Origin of the sequence: Salmonella enterica subsp. arizonae, from assembly GCF_008692845.1 — a bacterium.
Taxonomy (GTDB): domain Bacteria; phylum Pseudomonadota; class Gammaproteobacteria; order Enterobacterales; family Enterobacteriaceae; genus Salmonella; species Salmonella arizonae.
On the sequence record NZ_VXJW01000010.1, the window covers coordinates 23,825 to 40,722 of the forward strand.

The window sequence follows — 16,898 nt, forward strand, 5'->3', positions numbered from 1 at the left end:
CTCACCCCCGGAACCGTTGTTGATTCTCAAGGAACCACTGGTAAGTACCGGCAAGTCCTGCCTCCAGTGAAATTTCGTGATACCAGCCAAGCTGGTGCAGGCGCGTGACGTCGAGCAATTTACGCGGCGTACCGTCCGGCTTCGTAGCGTCGAACACCACCCGACCTTTGTAACCCACCACCTTTGCGATGGTCTGCGCCAGCTCGCGGATGGTACAGTCCACGCCGGAACCGACGTTAATGTGCGACAGCATCGGTTCGGTGTTCTCCTGCCACACTTCGCGCGCCAGTTCCATCACATGAATGCTGGCCGCCGCCATATCGTCAACGTGCAAAAATTCGCGCATCGGCGTCCCGCTGCCCCACACCACCACATCCGGCGCGTTGCTCTGCGCGGCTTCATGGAAACGGCGCAGCAGCGCCGGAATCACATGTGAATTGTCCGGATGAAAATTGTCATGCGGGCCGTACAGGTTGGTCGGCATCACCGAACGGTAGTCACGACCGTACTGGCGGTTGTAGGACTCGCACAGTTTTATCCCGGCGATCTTGGCGATGGCATACGGCTCGTTGGTCGGCTCCAGCGTCCCCTGTAGCAGTTCGCTTTCCGCCATCGGCTGCGTCGCCAGTTTCGGATAGATGCAGGACGAGCCGAGAAACAGCAGCTTGTTCACGTTGTGCAGGTGCGCGGCGTGAATAATGTTGCTCTCTATCATCATGTTCTGGTAAATAAAATCTGCCGGATACGTGTTGTTGGCGACAATGCCGCCCACTTTCGCCGCCGCCAGATAGACCTGGTCGATACGCGCTCCGGCAAAGAACGCCTGTACCGCGCGCCCGTCGAGCAGATCCAGCTCATCGCGGGTCCGCAGCACCAGCTCCACATCGCCGCGCTGCGCAAGCTGCCGTACAATGGCGGAGCCCACCATCCCGCGATGTCCCGCCACAAAAATTCGTTGCTTGTTCATTCTCAGGACTCCAGCGCGATGGCCACCTCATAACCGTGGGATTTCAGCAGTGAGTGTTTTTTCGCGGCCTCCAGATCGTTCGCCACCATCTCCGAGACCATCTCCGACAGGGTGATTTCCGGTTTCCAGCCCAGTTTCTCATGCGCTTTGGACGGGTCGCCCAGCAGGGTTTCCACCTCCGCCGGACGGAAATAGCGCGGATCCACGGCCACAATCACGTCGCCCGGTTTCACGCCCGGCGCATCGTGTCCGGTCACGGATACCACGATCCCTTTCTCATCAATGCCTTCGCCTTCAAAGCGCAGTTTTATCCCCAGTTGCGCCGCCGCCAGCTCCACAAACTGGCGTACGGAATACTGCACGCCGGTGGCAATCACGAAATCTTCCGGCTGCTCCTGCTGTAACATCATCCACTGCATCCGCACGTAATCTTTCGCATGACCCCAGTCGCGCAGCGAGTCCATGTTGCCGAGATACAGGCAGGACTCCAGTCCCTGGGCGATATTGGCGATGGCGCGGGTGATCTTACGGGTGACGAAGGTTTCGCCGCGACGCGGGGACTCGTGGTTAAACAGAATGCCGTTACAGGCGTAGATACCGTAGGATTCACGATAGTTGACGGTGATCCAGTAGGCGTACAGTTTCGCCACCGCATAGGGGGAACGCGGGTAGAACGGCGTGGTCTCTTTCTGCGGGATCTCCTGTACCAGACCGTACAGTTCAGAAGTGGAGGCCTGATAGAAACGGGTTTTCTTCTCCAGACCGAGGAAGCGGATCGCCTCCAGCAGGCGCAGCGTGCCCATCGCATCCACATCGGCGGTATATTCCGGCGACTCGAACGACACCGCCACGTGGCTCATCGCGCCCAGGTTGTAGACTTCATCCGGCTGCACTTCCTGTAAAATGCGGGTCAGGTTGGAGGCGTCGGTCAGGTCGCCATAATGCAGATGAAATTTCGGGTTGCTGCTGTGCGGGTCCTGATAGATATGATCCACGCGCTCGGTATTAAACGATGACGCGCGGCGCTTGATACCATGCACCTCATACCCTTTTTCCAGCAGAAATTCTGCCAGGTAAGACCCATCCTGTCCGGTTACGCCAGTAATGAGAGCGACTTTTGACATTTTCATTTCCTTAAATAGTCCCGTTAGGGAGTAACTTTCTGAACGCGCTGGCGCGTTACTACTGCGGGATTGCCCCGACAAATCGCATTTGCCGGTAATGATTTAAATACGCTGCTACGCGCGCCGACGACGGTGCCATAACCTATCGTCACGCCGGGCGCGACAAAAACATCGGTCGCCAGCCAACATTTTTCGCCAATAACAATCGGCGCGGCGTTAATATCGAAATGATCACTGGTATAATCATGGCTACCGGTACACAAATACCCTTTTTGTGAAATGACCGCATGTGCGCCAATACTAATTTCACCTAACGTATATAACACGGCGTCGTCGCCGACCCAGGCATAATCACCGACGGTTAATTTCCACGGATAGGTAATTTTTACTGACGGTCGAATAACCACGTCTTTTCCGATTCTGGCGCCAAACAGACGCAGTAAAAAGGCTCGCCAGCGATACAATATTTGCGGAGACCATGCGAATAATGTCGCCTGTACCGCCCACCATAATTGTACTTTTAGCACATTAGCGCCGCGGAACCCTTTCGGCACCGTAAAGCCGTTAAGATCCTGCATAATAACTCCCGGTGATTAAACTTTGTTATACCGCGCTTTTGTTTTACCCGTCGTTTTCAGACGTAATAAATAGGATAATTGCGCCCAAAAACCTGGCACGTGTAATATTTTTCGCTGTACGTTTTTCGCATCCTGACATAATTCCAGATTATTTGAAGTTGACACGCCGCCCATCGAAAATTCAGATACCAGTCCTTTAATTCGCCGGAATGGATAGCCTGCTTTATAAAGTCGGGCTGCCAGCGCATAATCAGAAGAGACGTTATATTGCAAATCATAAGGATGCTTTTTTAACCCTGCCGTCGGGAAAAATATCGCCTGATGGCTGGCTGGTAAACTATGGTAGATATAACATCCGGGTTTAGCCTTCCGACGTATTTTATGTCCACCGCCAAAATCCAGCAGCGCGTCGCCAATATACATCGCCTCGCTCTTTTGTCGCGCCAGTTGGCGGACAAACAGCGCGACATCATCATGAAACGCATCTCCAGAATTGAGGAATAGCGTATAGCGCCCCCGCGCCAGCGCAATGCCTTTGTTCATGGCATCATAAATACCGCGATCTTTCTCACTGATAAAACGCAGGTTAAACTCACCGTTTCGTTTTTGCAGAAATTCACGCGTGCCGTCCTCCGAACCGCCATCCACCACGATCCATTCAAATGACAGCCCCGGATCGCGTGCCAGATTGCGCAGCGAGCGCCAGGTTTTTACCACCCCTTCGTAATTGCGAAAGGCGACGGTAACGACGCTTAAAAACATGCCACCACCCCGTTATGAAATTTTTAACGCCTTGCGCAAAATGAACGGACAGACGATTAAAAAAGCATATTCCGGACTAAATATTGAACCGGTAAAAAACAGCGACACCGGCGTAAAAAGATAGAGCTGCACCCGAAAATTGCGATTATCGCCAAACGCATTTAGCGCCATTTTTAAAACTTTCCCCATATACCACAGCGTCATTAGCACTGCGAACCAGGAAAAATAAATAATCAGTAGATACAATCCATTGTCTATGGTTTTCCCGACATCCGCACCGTTAAAGATTCCGAATGATGCAACATATTCGTAAAGTGAGCCAAATCTGACTACACCATCAATATGGGTCAAGGAATATCCGACCATGACTAAGGGTCCCACAATACGATAATAAGAAGATGAACCTTCTGTCCCTAAATCGCTAAGACGTGTCGCAATATAAGGAAATGCAATCATTACCCCAATCAAAAACAAGGTTAATGAGACAAGCGCCAGCGGAAGTTTTTTCTTTATCGCATCCTTATTCAAATATTGGAACGCCCACTCCAGAAGGTAAAACAGGATAAAGGTCATTACCCCTGAAAACGATCCTGATAATATTATCCCTGCCAGAATCATAGCATCGCTTTTCGGGGTTTTGATACCAAACTGTTTGATGCTAAGCCAAATTGAGATTAGTGCCAAAGCGAAAAACGCTGGTTCGAAATAAAGCGCAGTGGTACGCTTGCCGCCAAATTTTATGAAGTTCAGTACATAGCTATTACTGTAAATAAGATATTTCGAAATTCCCTCCATAATATTGCTGGCGCCAGTGAGGATAATTTGCGCCATCTCAACCGCTGCGAGCGTGACCACTACGCTCACCACCAGATAAAAAAAACGCAAAATCTTTCGGTGGTTATGCGCAGAAATGGTTCTGAAGCGAATGCTCCAAACCATCCCGATAATGACCACAATATAGACAAACAGCAGGGTGGACGTCACATATTTACCAGCATTCAGCGACTGACCGAACAGGAAGTTAAACGCCGTGAGGCCCATGCCGATGCCTAACGCAATCAGCAATTTTTTTACGCTGAGGCGTTCCACAAATAACAGTAACAACAGCGGTAAAAAAGTGACGATGGTAACAGGAAAGCTTTCACCCAGTTGGGCAATTTTAACGTTGACCAGTAAGTAGATCAGCGGCAGCAGCAGGTAGCTACAGATTCTGATAGAACGAGACATACTCCTCCAGCATCTGTTGGCCGCTGTACGCGGCGCGGCTACGTATGCGAAAGTCGTCCAGCGTTGCGCCAAATACCGCCTGAGCAATCTCCGGCTTACGCCGCTGCGCCAGGCGTAGTACATCTGTAGCGGCAAAGGTTCGACCGCCGGATTTCGCCAGCACCTCCTGCGCCGCCTCACTGTGGGTGGCGATCACCGGTACGCCGATTGAGAGCGCTTCACACAAAATCAGCGGATAGTTATCGACCCGCGAGCTAAAAACCAGCGCATCCATCTCATTGAGCGCGCTCATTAATTTACGTTTATCGGTTTCAAAACCGTGATTAACAACGTTTTTCCCGGTAAAAGGCGAAAATTTACCGAAGGTATGCAGTTCAATTTTTTCGCTCAGCGCCATCATGTCGCGTACCAGACGCTGGTCGGTTTTACCGTCATAGCGCAAGTCATGCGCCACGATGGCAATCCGTGGTTTGTCAGCGATCTGCGGCGCAGGCGATAGCTCCGCGAGAATTGCCTCGGTCGCCAGATCGATACCGTTGTTAATAATCCGGCAGCGGTCCGCGCCATAAATGCGGTTAAAGGCCCCGGCCACATGCTGGCTCGGCGAAATAAACCGGCAACCCAGCCGCAGCATGTCACGAAAACACTGACGTTTTCCGTCAATAAGCTGGTGCGCCCGATCCACCTTTACCGGCGGATAATTACTTAGCGTCGGGCATTTTTGGCAGCCGTTTTTCCAGCCGTCGCAACCGTCGGTGAAGGCGCAACGGCCAGTGACACTCCAGTGATCGTGCAGCGTCCAGACCAACGTGACGTCCGTTTTTTGCATTTTAACTTTTTCGCAAAACGCCACGATGCCCGCCAGGTTCAGCCAGTAACTGTGGAGCACATGAAAATGCAGCACCAGCGGGCCGGATGTCTGGATAACCGTGCGGTAAAGATTGTCAAGGTTGCCAAACAGATCGCGATTAACGAAACGAAACAGCGCAATGTTGGCGATGGCCGTGCCGCGCGGCGTCTGTTTTACCACCTGCGGATAACGGTGGTGACTGACACTTTTTTTTCCGCCTTTGCCATAACCATAGACAAAATGCGATGTCAGCCCTTTTTGCAGCGCCCGCAGATGGAGATCTAACGCCACCCCCGCCGCGCCGCCTTCCGCCAGCCGTACATTAAATTGCAGAATATTCATGTGCTGACCTTTACCCGTGCTTTTTCCCCTACCACCAGCGCATGGTCCGGAATACTGTCAAGCACCACGCTGCCAGCGCCAACCGTAACGTGATTACCGATAGTAATGTCGCCAAGCAGGATGACATTCGCCCCCAGCTCGACGCCGTCGCCAATCACCGGACAGGCCAGGCTGTTCGTCCCTCGATTGCCGATGGTGACGCCGTGGCGAATGGTAAAATCGTCGCCTGCTACGACATGTTTGTTGATCACTACCGCGTAACCATGGTGGATAGTAAAGCGACGGCCAATGGTCGCCGCAGCCTGGATTTCATACCCGAACAGACACTCTGTGATCACGCGATATAGCACCAGTACCGGCGCGGCCCACAGATTATTCAGCACATTCTTTTTGCGCCAGACGGAACAAAAATGAGCGATACGGTAGGCCAGCACCATACAACAGGGTCGTAAACTCCAGCTATTCGCGCGTAAGTCTTCCAGCATCGTTATCGCCCCCGCAGCCCGGTCGCCAGACGTTTGCTATTACGCACGGAGAGCAACGTCAGTAACGTGCGCCAGGTCATTCGCTTATTGCGAATTTGGTACAGCGTAAAAAGCTGGTATTTTTTGCTGGCGCGATCGAATTTATCCTTGTGCTTACGGTAAAAATGGAAATAGCCGGAGAACTTTTTCGGCGAAGAGGTAATCTGCATCTCGCCGTGGTTGATATGTAAAATTTGCGTCGCCTCTTCGACTTTCCACGGTTCGCCATACTCCACCACCATGCGCAGAAAAATGTCATAATCCTGCGCCGCCTTGAGCTCGGTATCGAACAGACATGCTTTAAAACGCCAGGCCCAGGTAAAAACCTGGTTGCCAATAATATTGCGCTTATAAAACAAGCGGCGCGAATAAGGGGATTTCGGATACAGCGGCAGGCTGGCAGGCTGAGAGTAGACCTCGCCCTCGCACACATAGTCGTTGGCATACAAAAAAGCGTGCGTAGTGAGCTGATGCTTATGGGCCAGAAACACGCTCAGACGGTTTGGCGTCCATTCATCGTCATCGTCAATACCGGTAATATAGTGCCCTTGCGCCTGCATAATGGCCTGATTGCGTACCGCGCAGGCGCCAGTGTTACTCTCGTTATGAGTATAACGAACGCGTGAGTCGTTCAGATCCTCAACAAATTGTTGTAGCTGCTGATAAGACGAGGAGCAATCATCTACGATGATCATCTCCCAGTGCTGGTAGTCCTGACGTAGTACCGATTTAATCGCCCGAATAGCCAACTGCTGCCTGTTCCAGGTTGGCATATAAATTGAGATCAGCGGATTGTCTGTTGTCATGCTTGTTCCCCAGATAGTTTTGCCGCATGGCGCTATGCTTATCCGGCCTGCCGTCGCAGGCCGCGCCACCCGGCACGCTTCATTTTTTATTTGGCATCTGACTGGTATTCATACTCGTAATAGCCGTAATCCTGGTAGCCAGTCGCCCGACGGAAAATGGAGTTGAGGATCACGCCTTTGACCTGAATGCCATTCTGTTCAAAACGGCTCAGACTGGTTTCCACCTCTTTTAAGGTGTTGACGGCATAACGCGCCACCATCAGCGTCGTCCCTACGTGGCGACCAACAATCGCGGCGTCAGTAACGGCCAGAATCGGCGGCGTGTCGATTAATACCAGGTCATAGCGGCTGCTTGCCCAGGCAATCAGCTCGCCGAAGCGCTCGCTCATCAACAGTTCCGATGGATTAGGCGGTACCTGACCGCGCGGAATAAGATCAAAATTAGGGATTGCCGTAGATTTCGCGCAGGAGGTCATCTCCCCTTTACCCGCCAGAATGTCAGATAAACCGTCCACGTTATTGGTGCCGAGCAGTTCGTGGGTGTAGCCCTTGCGCATATCGCAGTCGATCAGCAATACCCGCTTATGCGTCTGGCTGATGACCGCCGCCAGGTTGGCGCAAACAAAGGTTTTGCCGATAGAGGGGCTGATGCCTGTAAGCATCAGGACATTATTTTGCGCCTGCATCATGGCGAAATGCAGGCTGGTGCGCAGGCTACGAATCGCCTCAATCGCCAGATCGGTCGGGTTGCCCACCGCCAGCAACTGGCTCTGCTTGTAGCGCTTAATCCCTTTAATGGTTTTGACGCTATCGCGCGCTTTTTGCCATTCCGACAGCGGAATACTGGCATAGACGCTGATCCCGTGCTCCTCCAGCGCCTGCGGGCTTTCAATACCGCGATTAAAGAGCGAGCGCAGCAGCACGCCAATAACCGATAACAATAATCCCAGAATAATGCTGCCGAGAATAATCAACGCCTTTTTCGGCTTCAACACGCCCGGCTGGGTAATCGCCGGGTCAACGATGCGCACGTCGCCAACGGTGCTGGCTTCGGTGATTTTCAGCTCCTGCTGCTTATTGAGCAGTTGCATATAGACCTGCTGACCTGACTCCACATCGCGGGTCAAACGCACAATCTCCTGCTGGGTTTTCGGCATCGCCGTCACCCGCCCGTTCAGTTTGGCTTTTTCATCTTCCAGCGCTTTACGTTTTTCCAGCAGGGTGCGGTAAGCCGGATGCGCTTTGGTAAAGAGCTTGGAAATTTCCGCCTCTTTAAACGTCAACTCATTCAACTGGGCATCAATATTAACCATCGAATCAAGTACCGCTTTCGCCTCCAGCGGCAAATCCACCGAGTCTTTATCCTGACGGAAAGCGTTTAGCTTATTTTCCGCCACATCCAGACGGCTGCGGACTTCCGGCAACTGTTTTGCCAGAAACGCCAGGCTCTTCCCTGCTTCTTCAGATTTACGCGCAATATCCTGTTCCAGATAGTTACGGGTAATACTGTTGAGAATATCGCGGATCTGGTCGCGATCCTCTCCAGTGAACGTCAGGCTCAGGACCCCGGTGTCTTTTCCTGTTTCCGTCACGGTGAGGTTATTTTGCAGATTATTGATCATGCCGAGCGTTGAGAATTTACTCACCGTAAATTCCGTATCGGGACGGGCGTCAATCGCCTCTACCCGCATCGTCACGCCGCCTTTATTCAGCGTCTTCCCCACAACGCCCTGCACGCTAAATCCGCCGTCGCTGACCAACTGATAACGTTTATCGTCCAGCGCCTTTAGGGTGAAAATCTGTCCGCTCATCGCCTCTGGCCGGGTGAATGTCGTGACTTTCACCGTTTCATTCTGGTGTCCCATCAGCCGATCCCACCCGGCGCCGAACAGCGGAAAGGTATTTTTGGTCACGGCAATATCCAGATCCAGATCGTCAACCGTCTTCCCCAGCACCAGACGCGATCGGATTAGTTGAATTTCCGCATCGGAAGCCGGCGGCTTATTCGCTAATGCGCTGTTAATATCCTGTACCAGCGAATTACCGGTGTTTTGTTCAATCTGCACCAGCGCATCGGCGCTATAAATGGGCGTGGCGAAAAGCGTATAAATCACCGCGCACAGCGCAAATATCGCCGTCGTCCCCAATACCCACCAGCGCGCTTCAATCACCGTTCCTACCAGACGCCCGATATCGATTTCATCGCTACCCGTTGCCGCCGCAGATTGTTTTACTTTTTCTGTCATGGTTTTCCCTGCTCTGCATTCAGTGCCTGCGCCCACTGGCGGGCAGACCTTTCCAGTAATGTGTACACCGCCTCAAACGCATCGCGGCTTTTGCGATACGGGTCCGGTATTTCACGCTCGCTGTCCCAGTGACCAAACAGCATTACCTTGCCGCGCATTTCCGGCGCAATATCGCACAGGGTAGAGATGTGACATTTCTCCATCGTCAGAATCAGGTCATATTCCCGGCACAGACGCGCGGAAATTTGCCTTGCGCAATGGTTTTCCAAAGACAGATCGTGGGCGCTCGCCACGCTCGCCGCCGCAGGATCGGCCCCTTTGCCGACCAGCGCGCCTAACCCGGCGGACGCGACCGTCAGCGAGGGATGAAAACGCTTTAGCAAACGTTCCGCCGTCGGGGAACGGCAAACATTCCCCACACAGACCACTAAAATTTTGTTAAACATAACGATTACCAGGAATGAATGTCGCTGGCCGTATCCGTCATATAACGGACACCGCTAATGGTCGGCAGCAACTGATTGATCAGACGGTTCCATCGAGCGACTGGCGCGGTCGTGACGTACACCACATCGTAAGGCTGAAGTCGGAATTCCGTCGCCATCACCAGCGAGGTAGCGTCAGCCATATCAAGCTGGTAAATATTGGCGATCTTGCCGCCGCGTCCCCCCTCGCCTTTCAACGGACGAATCACAAAGATGCCGCTGGCGTTGGAGGTGGTCAGATCGATGCCTTCCGCATTGCCTAGCGCTTCGGTGAGCGTCATGCCGCTGAAGTCCATTTTAAGAGTGCTCTGTTTTTTCACTTCGCCCATCACAAAGACTTTCAGATCGTCATTGCGCGGCACATACAGGATGTCGCCTGGGTAGAGCAAGCGGTTCTGGCTAAGATCGCCATTTTGCATCAGCGCCTGTAGCGAAATGCGCTGTTCTTTGCCGTTGTGCGTCAACACGACGTTGCGCCAGTCCGCCATATCGGTCAGGCCGCCCGCGGCGTTAATCGCATCCAGGACGGTTAGCGGCACGTTAGTAATCGCCTGCTGGCCGGATTTATTCACCTGGCCGGAGATGTACGCTTTTTGCGAGCGGAAAGCGGCGATATTGACATCCACCTGCGGGTCCGCGATGTACTTCGCTAAACGCCCGGTAATATCGCTGCGAATCTCTGACAAAGTTTTACCGACGACGCTAACCTTGCCAATGTAGGGATAAAACATGGTGCCGTCCGGCTGTACCCAGTTGCCGGTATCGCTTGAGCTACGGTACTGGCCCGCTGGCGTGGTCAATTCCGGGTGATCCCAGACGGTGACATTCAGCACATCGCCAGGCCCGACGCGATACTGATAGCTGGCAATCTCCTGGTCCAGCGACATATTTGGTTGCGCGACATTGGGCCGCGGACGTAATTGCTCAACCAGCCGTGGCGTCAGCGGATACACATTGACCATCCGGTCGAGATCAAAGTCAGCGTCTTGCTGTTTGATCACATCTTTCCCCATCGTAGACATATTGCTGCCCGGAAGAACTGTGCAACCACTTATCAAGCTGAGCGACGCCAATAATGGCATCAATTTCATTTTGGATTTCATCATTGATTATTTATCACTTTGGCAGAGTCATTATCCTGTGCAATTTAAACAACAGCTTCATTCATGCACATTTACCTTTACCTTGCAGTTAATGGAAGAGAAAATTAACTGGCATCATTCTGAAAAAAAATGGATTCATCCGCAGGCTATTGACAGAGTAATAAAGGCTTAGAACCAGGCTTTCAGGCACGCTACCGCCCCTGGCTTCCTGGCTACCAATGCACTGATTATTTTAAATTTTCTCACTCCCCCTGCGATTTCATCCTCATTCAGATAAAAATCTTCAGTGAAATAAAGGTTACGTATTAATAGTTTTCTCGACGTCGTGACAGGATATTTATGAACGCTATCTTAATCCTGCAAGAATTGTTGCAGCTAACCTAATAGCAGGCAAGGTAACAAACCTGCCATTCTTTATTTTTAAGATTAATATTAAATGAGTTAACAGATAATTTTAGGATTTTATTGATGTTGACAATATTTATTTACGCCGTTCAACCTGAGATATTTCCTAAATATATTCTTAACATTATTTAGTTTCTGACAGAAACATTACTGCTATTTTAAATTTATTTTATAGCCCCGGAATAAAGAGAAGTTGCTCTGCGCCATTGCATTTTCCCGCAGCATTATCCATGATCGAATTGTGACAATTGTCATATTACAGAAGGTATTGCTCTTACTATGGAATGGATTGCCGATCCGTCAATCTGGGCCGGACTGGTGACGTTAATCGTTATCGAACTTGTTCTCGGCATTGATAATCTGGTCTTTATCGCCATCCTCGCCGAAAAACTACCGCCGGGGCAGCGCGACCGCGCGCGCATTACCGGCCTGATACTGGCGATGGTCATGCGCCTGCTGCTGCTGGCGTCAATCTCGTGGCTGGTCACCCTGACTAAGCCGCTCTTTAGCGTGCAGGCGCTTAGCTTCAGCGCCCGCGATCTCATTATGCTGTTCGGCGGCTTCTTCCTGCTCTTTAAAGCCACGATGGAGCTTAACGAACGGCTGGAAGGGAAAGATAGCGCCAACCCTACCCAGCGTAAGGGCGCGAAATTCTGGGCGGTCGTTGCGCAGATCGTAGTACTGGACGCTATCTTTTCTCTCGACTCCGTGATTACCGCCGTGGGGATGGTCGATCACCTGGCGGTCATGATGGCGGCAGTGATCGTCGCCATTAGCCTGATGCTGCTGGCCAGCAAGTCACTTACCCGGTTTGTGAATAACCATCCGACCATTGTAATTTTGTGCCTTAGCTTCCTGTTGATGATTGGCTTTAGCCTGGTGGCGGAAGGGTTTGGTTTCCATATTCCGAAAGGATATCTGTACGCGGCTATCGGCTTCTCGGTGATGATCGAGGCGCTCAACCAACTGGCGATTTTTAACCGCCGCCGTTTTCTTTCCGCTAACCATACACTGCGCCAGCGCACAACGGAAGCTGTGATGCGTCTGATTAGCGGTAAAAAAGAGGATGCCGAACTGGATGCGGAAACCGCCGCGATGCTGGCAGACCATGACGACAGCCAGATTTTTAATCCGCAGGAGCGCAGGATGATTGAGCGAGTGCTGAATCTTAACCAGCGTACCGTGAGTAGCATCATGACGTCGCGTCACGATATTGAGCATATCGATCTCAACGCGCCGGAAGCGGAAATCCGCGCTCTGCTGGAAAAAAACCAGCATACGCGTCTGGTCGTGACCGGCGAAAATGAGCAGGGAGATTTACTCGGCGTCGTCCATGTCATCGATCTGTTGCAACAATCCCTTCGCGGCGAACCGCTCAACCTGCGGGCGCTGATTCGCCAACCGTTGGTGTTCCCGGAAACGTTGCCGCTGCTGCCTGCGCTTGAGCAGTTCCGTAACGCCAGAACGCATTTTGCCTTTGTTGTAGATGAGTTTGGCTCCGTTGAAGGCATTGTGACATTAAGCGATGTCATGGAGACTATCGCCGGTAATCTGCCGAATGAAGTCGAGGAAATTGACGCCCGCCACGACATCCAGAAAAATCCGGACGGATCATGGACGGCAAATGGTCATATGCCGCTGGAGGATTTGGTGCAGTACGTGCCGCTACCGCTGGATGAAAAGCGGGAATACCATACGATTGCCGGATTATTGATGGAATATTTGCAGCGAATACCAAAAACAGGCGAAGAGGTTCAGGTGGGTAATTATTTGCTGAAAACATTACAGGTGGAAAGCCATCGTGTGCAGAAAGTGCAGTTAATTCCGCTGCATAACGATGAATCTGAATATGAGGTGTAACGCCGGGCACGCCTTCCCCTGCCTGATTGCTCGGAGGCCGGATAAGACGCGTCGGCGTCGCCATCCGGCACTCCCCTTTGACCAAAAACTACAGCTTATCCAGTAGTTTTTTCACATCTTTACCGTTGCGGGTATCTTTATTGCGATCCGCCCAGTCATTGAGTCGACGCTTAGCCTCATCCTGCAAATACTTACGCAATAACTGATCAACTTGCAGAGTGTAATTCAACTCCTGCCACTTGCCATATACCCGCAGCGGCACCGGCGTCTCTTTCAGGAAGGTAATGAGATTGCTATCGCCGCTCCAGCCGCCCAGCACGCGGAGGTTAAATTGCGTATCGCAATTCTGCTCAACCAGGTCCAGCGTTCCGCTGCCGGTTAACGCCAGCATGGAAGATTGTCCGACCATATCGTCGAGCGTCAGCGTGCCCTTGTTCAGCGTTAGATTGGTAGTGAAGCGGTCCAGCCGGGTCGCGTTGTCCATATTATCCTGCGACTGCTGCGCGTCGCCGCCGCTCCGCTCGACGGCCTGCTGCACCAGTTGCTGGAAATTCATTCCTTCAAGGCGCGTATTGCTCATGTCAACATGCGCTTTTCCCTTCCAACTGTGACGAAAAGCCTCCGCGTCAATATCCACCCCAGAGAAATCGCCAGCCAGCGACATCTTACCGGTTAGGCTAATCGGATAATGAAAGGCTTTCAGGATAGTCCCAATCTCAACATCGTTGAGACGAGGATGGAATATGACACGCGGACTGGTCGTGCGGGCATCCAGAGTGCCGGGCAGCGATAGCTGACCGTCGGCCAGTTTCCCCTGCAACTCGTTAATATCCAGCAACCCGGCCTGATTAATCATCTTCGTCGAAACCTGGGTAAAGTCCATTCCCCGCCAGCGAACGGAATCCGCCCGCAAAGAAATCGCCGCCGTAAAACTTTGCAGCCCCTGATAGGGCGGCGCATCAACACGCGCCGCGATAACTGGCCTGGTCAGAGGGAGCGTATTTTGTACTTGCGACGCCGCGCCGTTCGTCTGTGCCACGGTGTTATGATGCGGCAACAGATTATCCAGATTAAGCCTGGCGGACTGAAGGTCAATTTGCCATTCCGGCCGTTCCGCCATCGTGACCTGAACGTGGCCGGTCAGTGAACTGTCATTCGCCGTTAAATTTAAGTAATTAAATGAAAGACGTTTTTGCGCCTCCTGCCACTGCGCCTGGAATTGTCCCTGCCCTTCAATCCCCTGTGCCGGTAGATCCGCGCCCTGCAATTGCCAGCGCAGTTGTTCAATACCGGCGGTTAAATTATGCGGATAATCGGAAGCATCCACCGTTCCGTTGAACGATAACGAAAGATCCCGTTGATCGCGGTTCACGCGCCCCGAAAAATCAAACGTGCCGCGATGTTCGGCGTCCTGTTCCATATTCAGATGAATATCGCGCACCGTGACCTGTTCATCATTTTCATGCTGGAAAACCAGTACGCTGTCGGCAACGCGCAGACTACGGATATCAAACGACCAGCCACGATCTTCCGCTACGTCCGGCAACGTATTGTCTTTCGGCGCGATCGGCGCATCATCACTGCGTACCGCTTCCGTTTGCGGCGTCAGTTGAATCACCCCGCCTTTCAGCATGACCTGCTTAACATGAAGCTGATGACTCAATAGCGGCCATAAGGCGACGTCCAGGCGCATATTGTCAGCCCGCACCAGCGGTTCGCTGGCGCCTTGCGCCGTTAGCGTCATCCGCCCGGAAAGGATACTGAGCTGCGGCCATACGTGCCAACGCAGCGGCCCGTCCAGTTGCAACTGATACCCACTACGCGCGGCAACCTGCTGCACCATATAGGCGCGGAAATCATTCGGATTGACCAACAATACCAACGCAGAGAATCCGGCCACCAGCACGACCAGGAGAATCATCAGCGTCGTCAGAAATCGTCTCATGCTACCCTCAATGGACCGGCTGTATTGCGCCGAATAGCTCTCAGTCTTTATCAATCCGGCTGGCAACAGCGCCCTGCTGATCGCGATATTTGGCATCCTGACGGCGGTTATAAGGCCGCGCCGCCGGGCCGGACAGCGGCTCAAAGCTCAGGGCGCCGATGAGCATACCCGGACGTAAAGCCAGCGGCAGCTTCCCTGAGTTGTAAAACTCAAGCACAATGCAACCTGACCAGCCGGGATCGATACGGTGCGCGGTCACATGCACCATCAGTCCCAGACGCGCCAGCGAGGAACGGCCATCCAGCCATCCCACTAAATCCGGCGGCAGGGTAACGGACTCATAGGTTACGGCCAACGCCAGTTCGCCCGGATGCAGATAAAATGCCTCGCCGTCCGGCAAAACAATTTCATCGCTCATCACGCGATCAAGCGCCGCGCTCACTTCATCTTTCGGCCCGCTCAGGTCGATAAACGCCGCCGTATGGCCACGGAAGGTTCGAAATTTATTGCCAAGACGTACATCGACCGTCGCGCCGTTAATGCGCTCTACGGGAGGTCGCGGGGTGATAGACAAACGGCCTTCATCCAGCCAGGCTTCAATATCTCGGTCGCATAAACGCATGGCACTTTCTCCTTTCGCGCATCAAGCCCTTAAATCATGCACATCAAGGGCTAACCAGGTTATCACTGAACGGTACACAATTCGCCAGATTTATTCAAAGAACTGGCTGATTTTCGCTTTCAGAATATCAATAGCGATGCGGTTTTTACCGCCGCGCGGCACGATAATATCCGCATATTGTTTGGAAGGCTCAATAAATTGCAGGAACATCGGACGCACCGTTTTCTGATATTGCGCCATCACCGAATCCATTGAGCGACCACGCTCGTTCACATCGCGTTTGATACGGCGCATCAAACAGATATCCAGCGGCGTATCGACAAAAATAGAGAAGTTCATCTCTTCACGCAAACGCGCGTCGGTCAGTAACAGAATGCCTTCAAGAATAATCACTTTCTTCGGTTCTACGCGAACCGTTTCCTGCATACGGGTATGCTCAACATAGCTATATACCGGTAATTCAATCGCCGAACCGCGCTTAAGCGCCTGGAGATGCTGAAATAGCAAGCTGTGATCCATCGCGTTCGGATGGTCATAGTTGGTTTTTACGCGTTCTTCCATCGACAGATGGCTTTGATCTTTGTAATAACTGTCTTCGGGAATAACGCCAATATGTTCGTCACCCACTTGTTCACGCAATTCGCGGTAAAGGGTACTGGCAATAAGACTCTTGCCGGAAGCCGATGCGCCAGCGATACCAATAATGACGCACTGATGAGACTGATCAGTCATAAATTTAGCGACCTGATTAACCTGGATGTAAGGAAGGGCGGCGCCGAAACGCCAAACGCGGCAATTATAGGGATTTCAGCGGCGCGATACCAGTCCGGCGCTGTGCCACGGTTAATTTGCCGGCGGTACATTCGACGTCGCGACGTAAAAGCGTTCAGTTTTAACGCGGGCGGCGGATTTAAAGCCCCATCTGGAGGATGAATATGCCAGGCACCACAATTTATATACAGCCAGCGTATAAATCATTACGCGTTTATACTAGCATAATAACAGAGTAAACTGACGCGTCCGGTATTCCGCGACGTTACCGGCGATTCGGA

At 52.3% G+C, this 16,898-nt stretch carries 16 protein-coding genes; 2 read left to right on the forward strand and 14 right to left on the reverse strand.

All coding sequences use genetic code 11. The annotated features are described in order from the left end of the window. Window position 1: 1 nt before the first annotated feature. From fcl to F4V61_RS17190, 11 genes are all read right to left on the reverse strand, one after another. Window positions 2–967 (reverse strand): GDP-L-fucose synthase, encoded by a 966-nt coding sequence (gene fcl, locus F4V61_RS17140; RefSeq protein ID WP_058819090.1) that lies wholly within the window; start codon window positions 965–967, stop codon window positions 2–4. A gap of 2 nt (window positions 968–969) precedes the next feature. After that, on the reverse strand, window positions 970–2,091 hold the full coding sequence (gene gmd / locus F4V61_RS17145) for a GDP-mannose 4,6-dehydratase (protein ID WP_000048166.1): 1,122 nt from the start codon (window positions 2,089–2,091) through the stop codon (window positions 970–972). A gap of 23 nt (window positions 2,092–2,114) precedes the next feature. Next, window positions 2,115–2,669 carry a colanic acid biosynthesis acetyltransferase WcaF gene (gene wcaF / locus F4V61_RS17150; RefSeq protein ID WP_079781377.1) on the reverse strand — a complete coding sequence of 185 codons (555 nt, stop codon included), beginning with the start codon at window positions 2,667–2,669 and terminating at the stop codon, window positions 2,115–2,117. A gap of 15 nt (window positions 2,670–2,684) precedes the next feature. Next, a complete protein-coding gene (gene wcaE, locus F4V61_RS17155) occupies window positions 2,685–3,431 on the reverse strand; it encodes a colanic acid biosynthesis glycosyltransferase WcaE (RefSeq protein WP_000480139.1) in 747 nt (248 codons plus the stop codon). 12 nt (window positions 3,432–3,443) lie between these two features. Then, window positions 3,444–4,658 carry a colanic acid polymerase WcaD gene (gene wcaD, locus F4V61_RS17160; RefSeq protein ID WP_080161239.1) on the reverse strand — a complete coding sequence of 405 codons (1,215 nt, stop codon included), beginning with the start codon at window positions 4,656–4,658 and terminating at the stop codon, window positions 3,444–3,446. Further along, on the reverse strand, window positions 4,633–5,850 hold the full coding sequence (gene wcaC, locus F4V61_RS17165; RefSeq protein ID WP_038395392.1) for a colanic acid biosynthesis glycosyltransferase WcaC: 1,218 nt from the start codon (window positions 5,848–5,850) through the stop codon (window positions 4,633–4,635). The genes wcaD and wcaC overlap by 26 nt, the downstream gene beginning before the upstream one ends. Beyond that, a complete protein-coding gene (gene wcaB, locus F4V61_RS17170) occupies window positions 5,847–6,335 on the reverse strand; it encodes a colanic acid biosynthesis acetyltransferase WcaB (RefSeq protein ID WP_038395390.1) in 489 nt (162 codons plus the stop codon). The genes wcaC and wcaB overlap by 4 nt, the downstream gene beginning before the upstream one ends. 2 nt (window positions 6,336–6,337) lie before the next feature. Then, window positions 6,338–7,180 (reverse strand): colanic acid biosynthesis glycosyltransferase WcaA, encoded by an 843-nt coding sequence (gene wcaA / locus F4V61_RS17175; RefSeq protein ID WP_079832687.1) that lies wholly within the window; start codon window positions 7,178–7,180, stop codon window positions 6,338–6,340. Between the two features lie 86 nt (window positions 7,181–7,266). Continuing rightward, window positions 7,267–9,426: a tyrosine-protein kinase Wzc gene (gene wzc / locus F4V61_RS17180; RefSeq protein WP_000137210.1), complete on the reverse strand. Its 2,160-nt coding sequence runs from the start codon at window positions 9,424–9,426 to the stop codon at window positions 7,267–7,269. Next, the gene (wzb, locus tag F4V61_RS17185; RefSeq protein WP_000482223.1) at window positions 9,423–9,872 is read right to left on the reverse strand and encodes a low molecular weight protein-tyrosine-phosphatase Wzb; all 450 of its coding nucleotides are present in this window, start codon (window positions 9,870–9,872) and stop codon (window positions 9,423–9,425) included. The genes wzc and wzb overlap by 4 nt, the downstream gene beginning before the upstream one ends. A 5-nt stretch (window positions 9,873–9,877) precedes the next feature. Beyond that, window positions 9,878–11,017: a polysaccharide export protein gene (locus F4V61_RS17190; protein WP_079798987.1), complete on the reverse strand. Its 1,140-nt coding sequence runs from the start codon at window positions 11,015–11,017 to the stop codon at window positions 9,878–9,880. Between F4V61_RS17190 and F4V61_RS22085 the strand changes: the two genes are divergently transcribed. Both F4V61_RS22085 and F4V61_RS17195 read left to right on the forward strand, forming a co-directional pair. Continuing rightward, window positions 10,953–11,186 (forward strand): hypothetical protein, encoded by a 234-nt coding sequence (locus F4V61_RS22085; RefSeq protein ID WP_170243780.1) that lies wholly within the window; start codon window positions 10,953–10,955, stop codon window positions 11,184–11,186. The two genes, F4V61_RS17190 and F4V61_RS22085, sit on opposite strands and share 65 nt — an antisense overlap. 512 nt (window positions 11,187–11,698) lie before the next feature. After that, window positions 11,699–13,279, forward strand: coding sequence for a TerC family protein (locus tag F4V61_RS17195; RefSeq protein ID WP_038395385.1), 1,581 nt, complete (start codon window positions 11,699–11,701; stop codon window positions 13,277–13,279). A gap of 88 nt (window positions 13,280–13,367) precedes the next feature. On the opposite strand, the gene asmA is transcribed toward F4V61_RS17195, so the two are convergent. The 3 genes from asmA to udk all read right to left on the reverse strand — a co-directional run bounded on the left by asmA (window position 13,368) and on the right by udk (window position 16,578). Beyond that, window positions 13,368–15,224, reverse strand: coding sequence for an outer membrane assembly protein AsmA (asmA, locus tag F4V61_RS17200; RefSeq protein WP_080161238.1), 1,857 nt, complete (start codon window positions 15,222–15,224; stop codon window positions 13,368–13,370). A 40-nt stretch (window positions 15,225–15,264) separates the two neighbouring features. Further along, window positions 15,265–15,846 carry a dCTP deaminase gene (gene dcd, locus F4V61_RS17205; RefSeq protein WP_001234784.1) on the reverse strand — a complete coding sequence of 194 codons (582 nt, stop codon included), beginning with the start codon at window positions 15,844–15,846 and terminating at the stop codon, window positions 15,265–15,267. Between the two features lie 90 nt (window positions 15,847–15,936). Then, complete coding sequence (gene udk / locus F4V61_RS17210; protein WP_000132082.1) at window positions 15,937–16,578, reverse strand: uridine kinase; 642 nt, start codon at window positions 16,576–16,578, stop codon at window positions 15,937–15,939. Window positions 16,579–16,898: the final 320 nt, after the last annotated feature.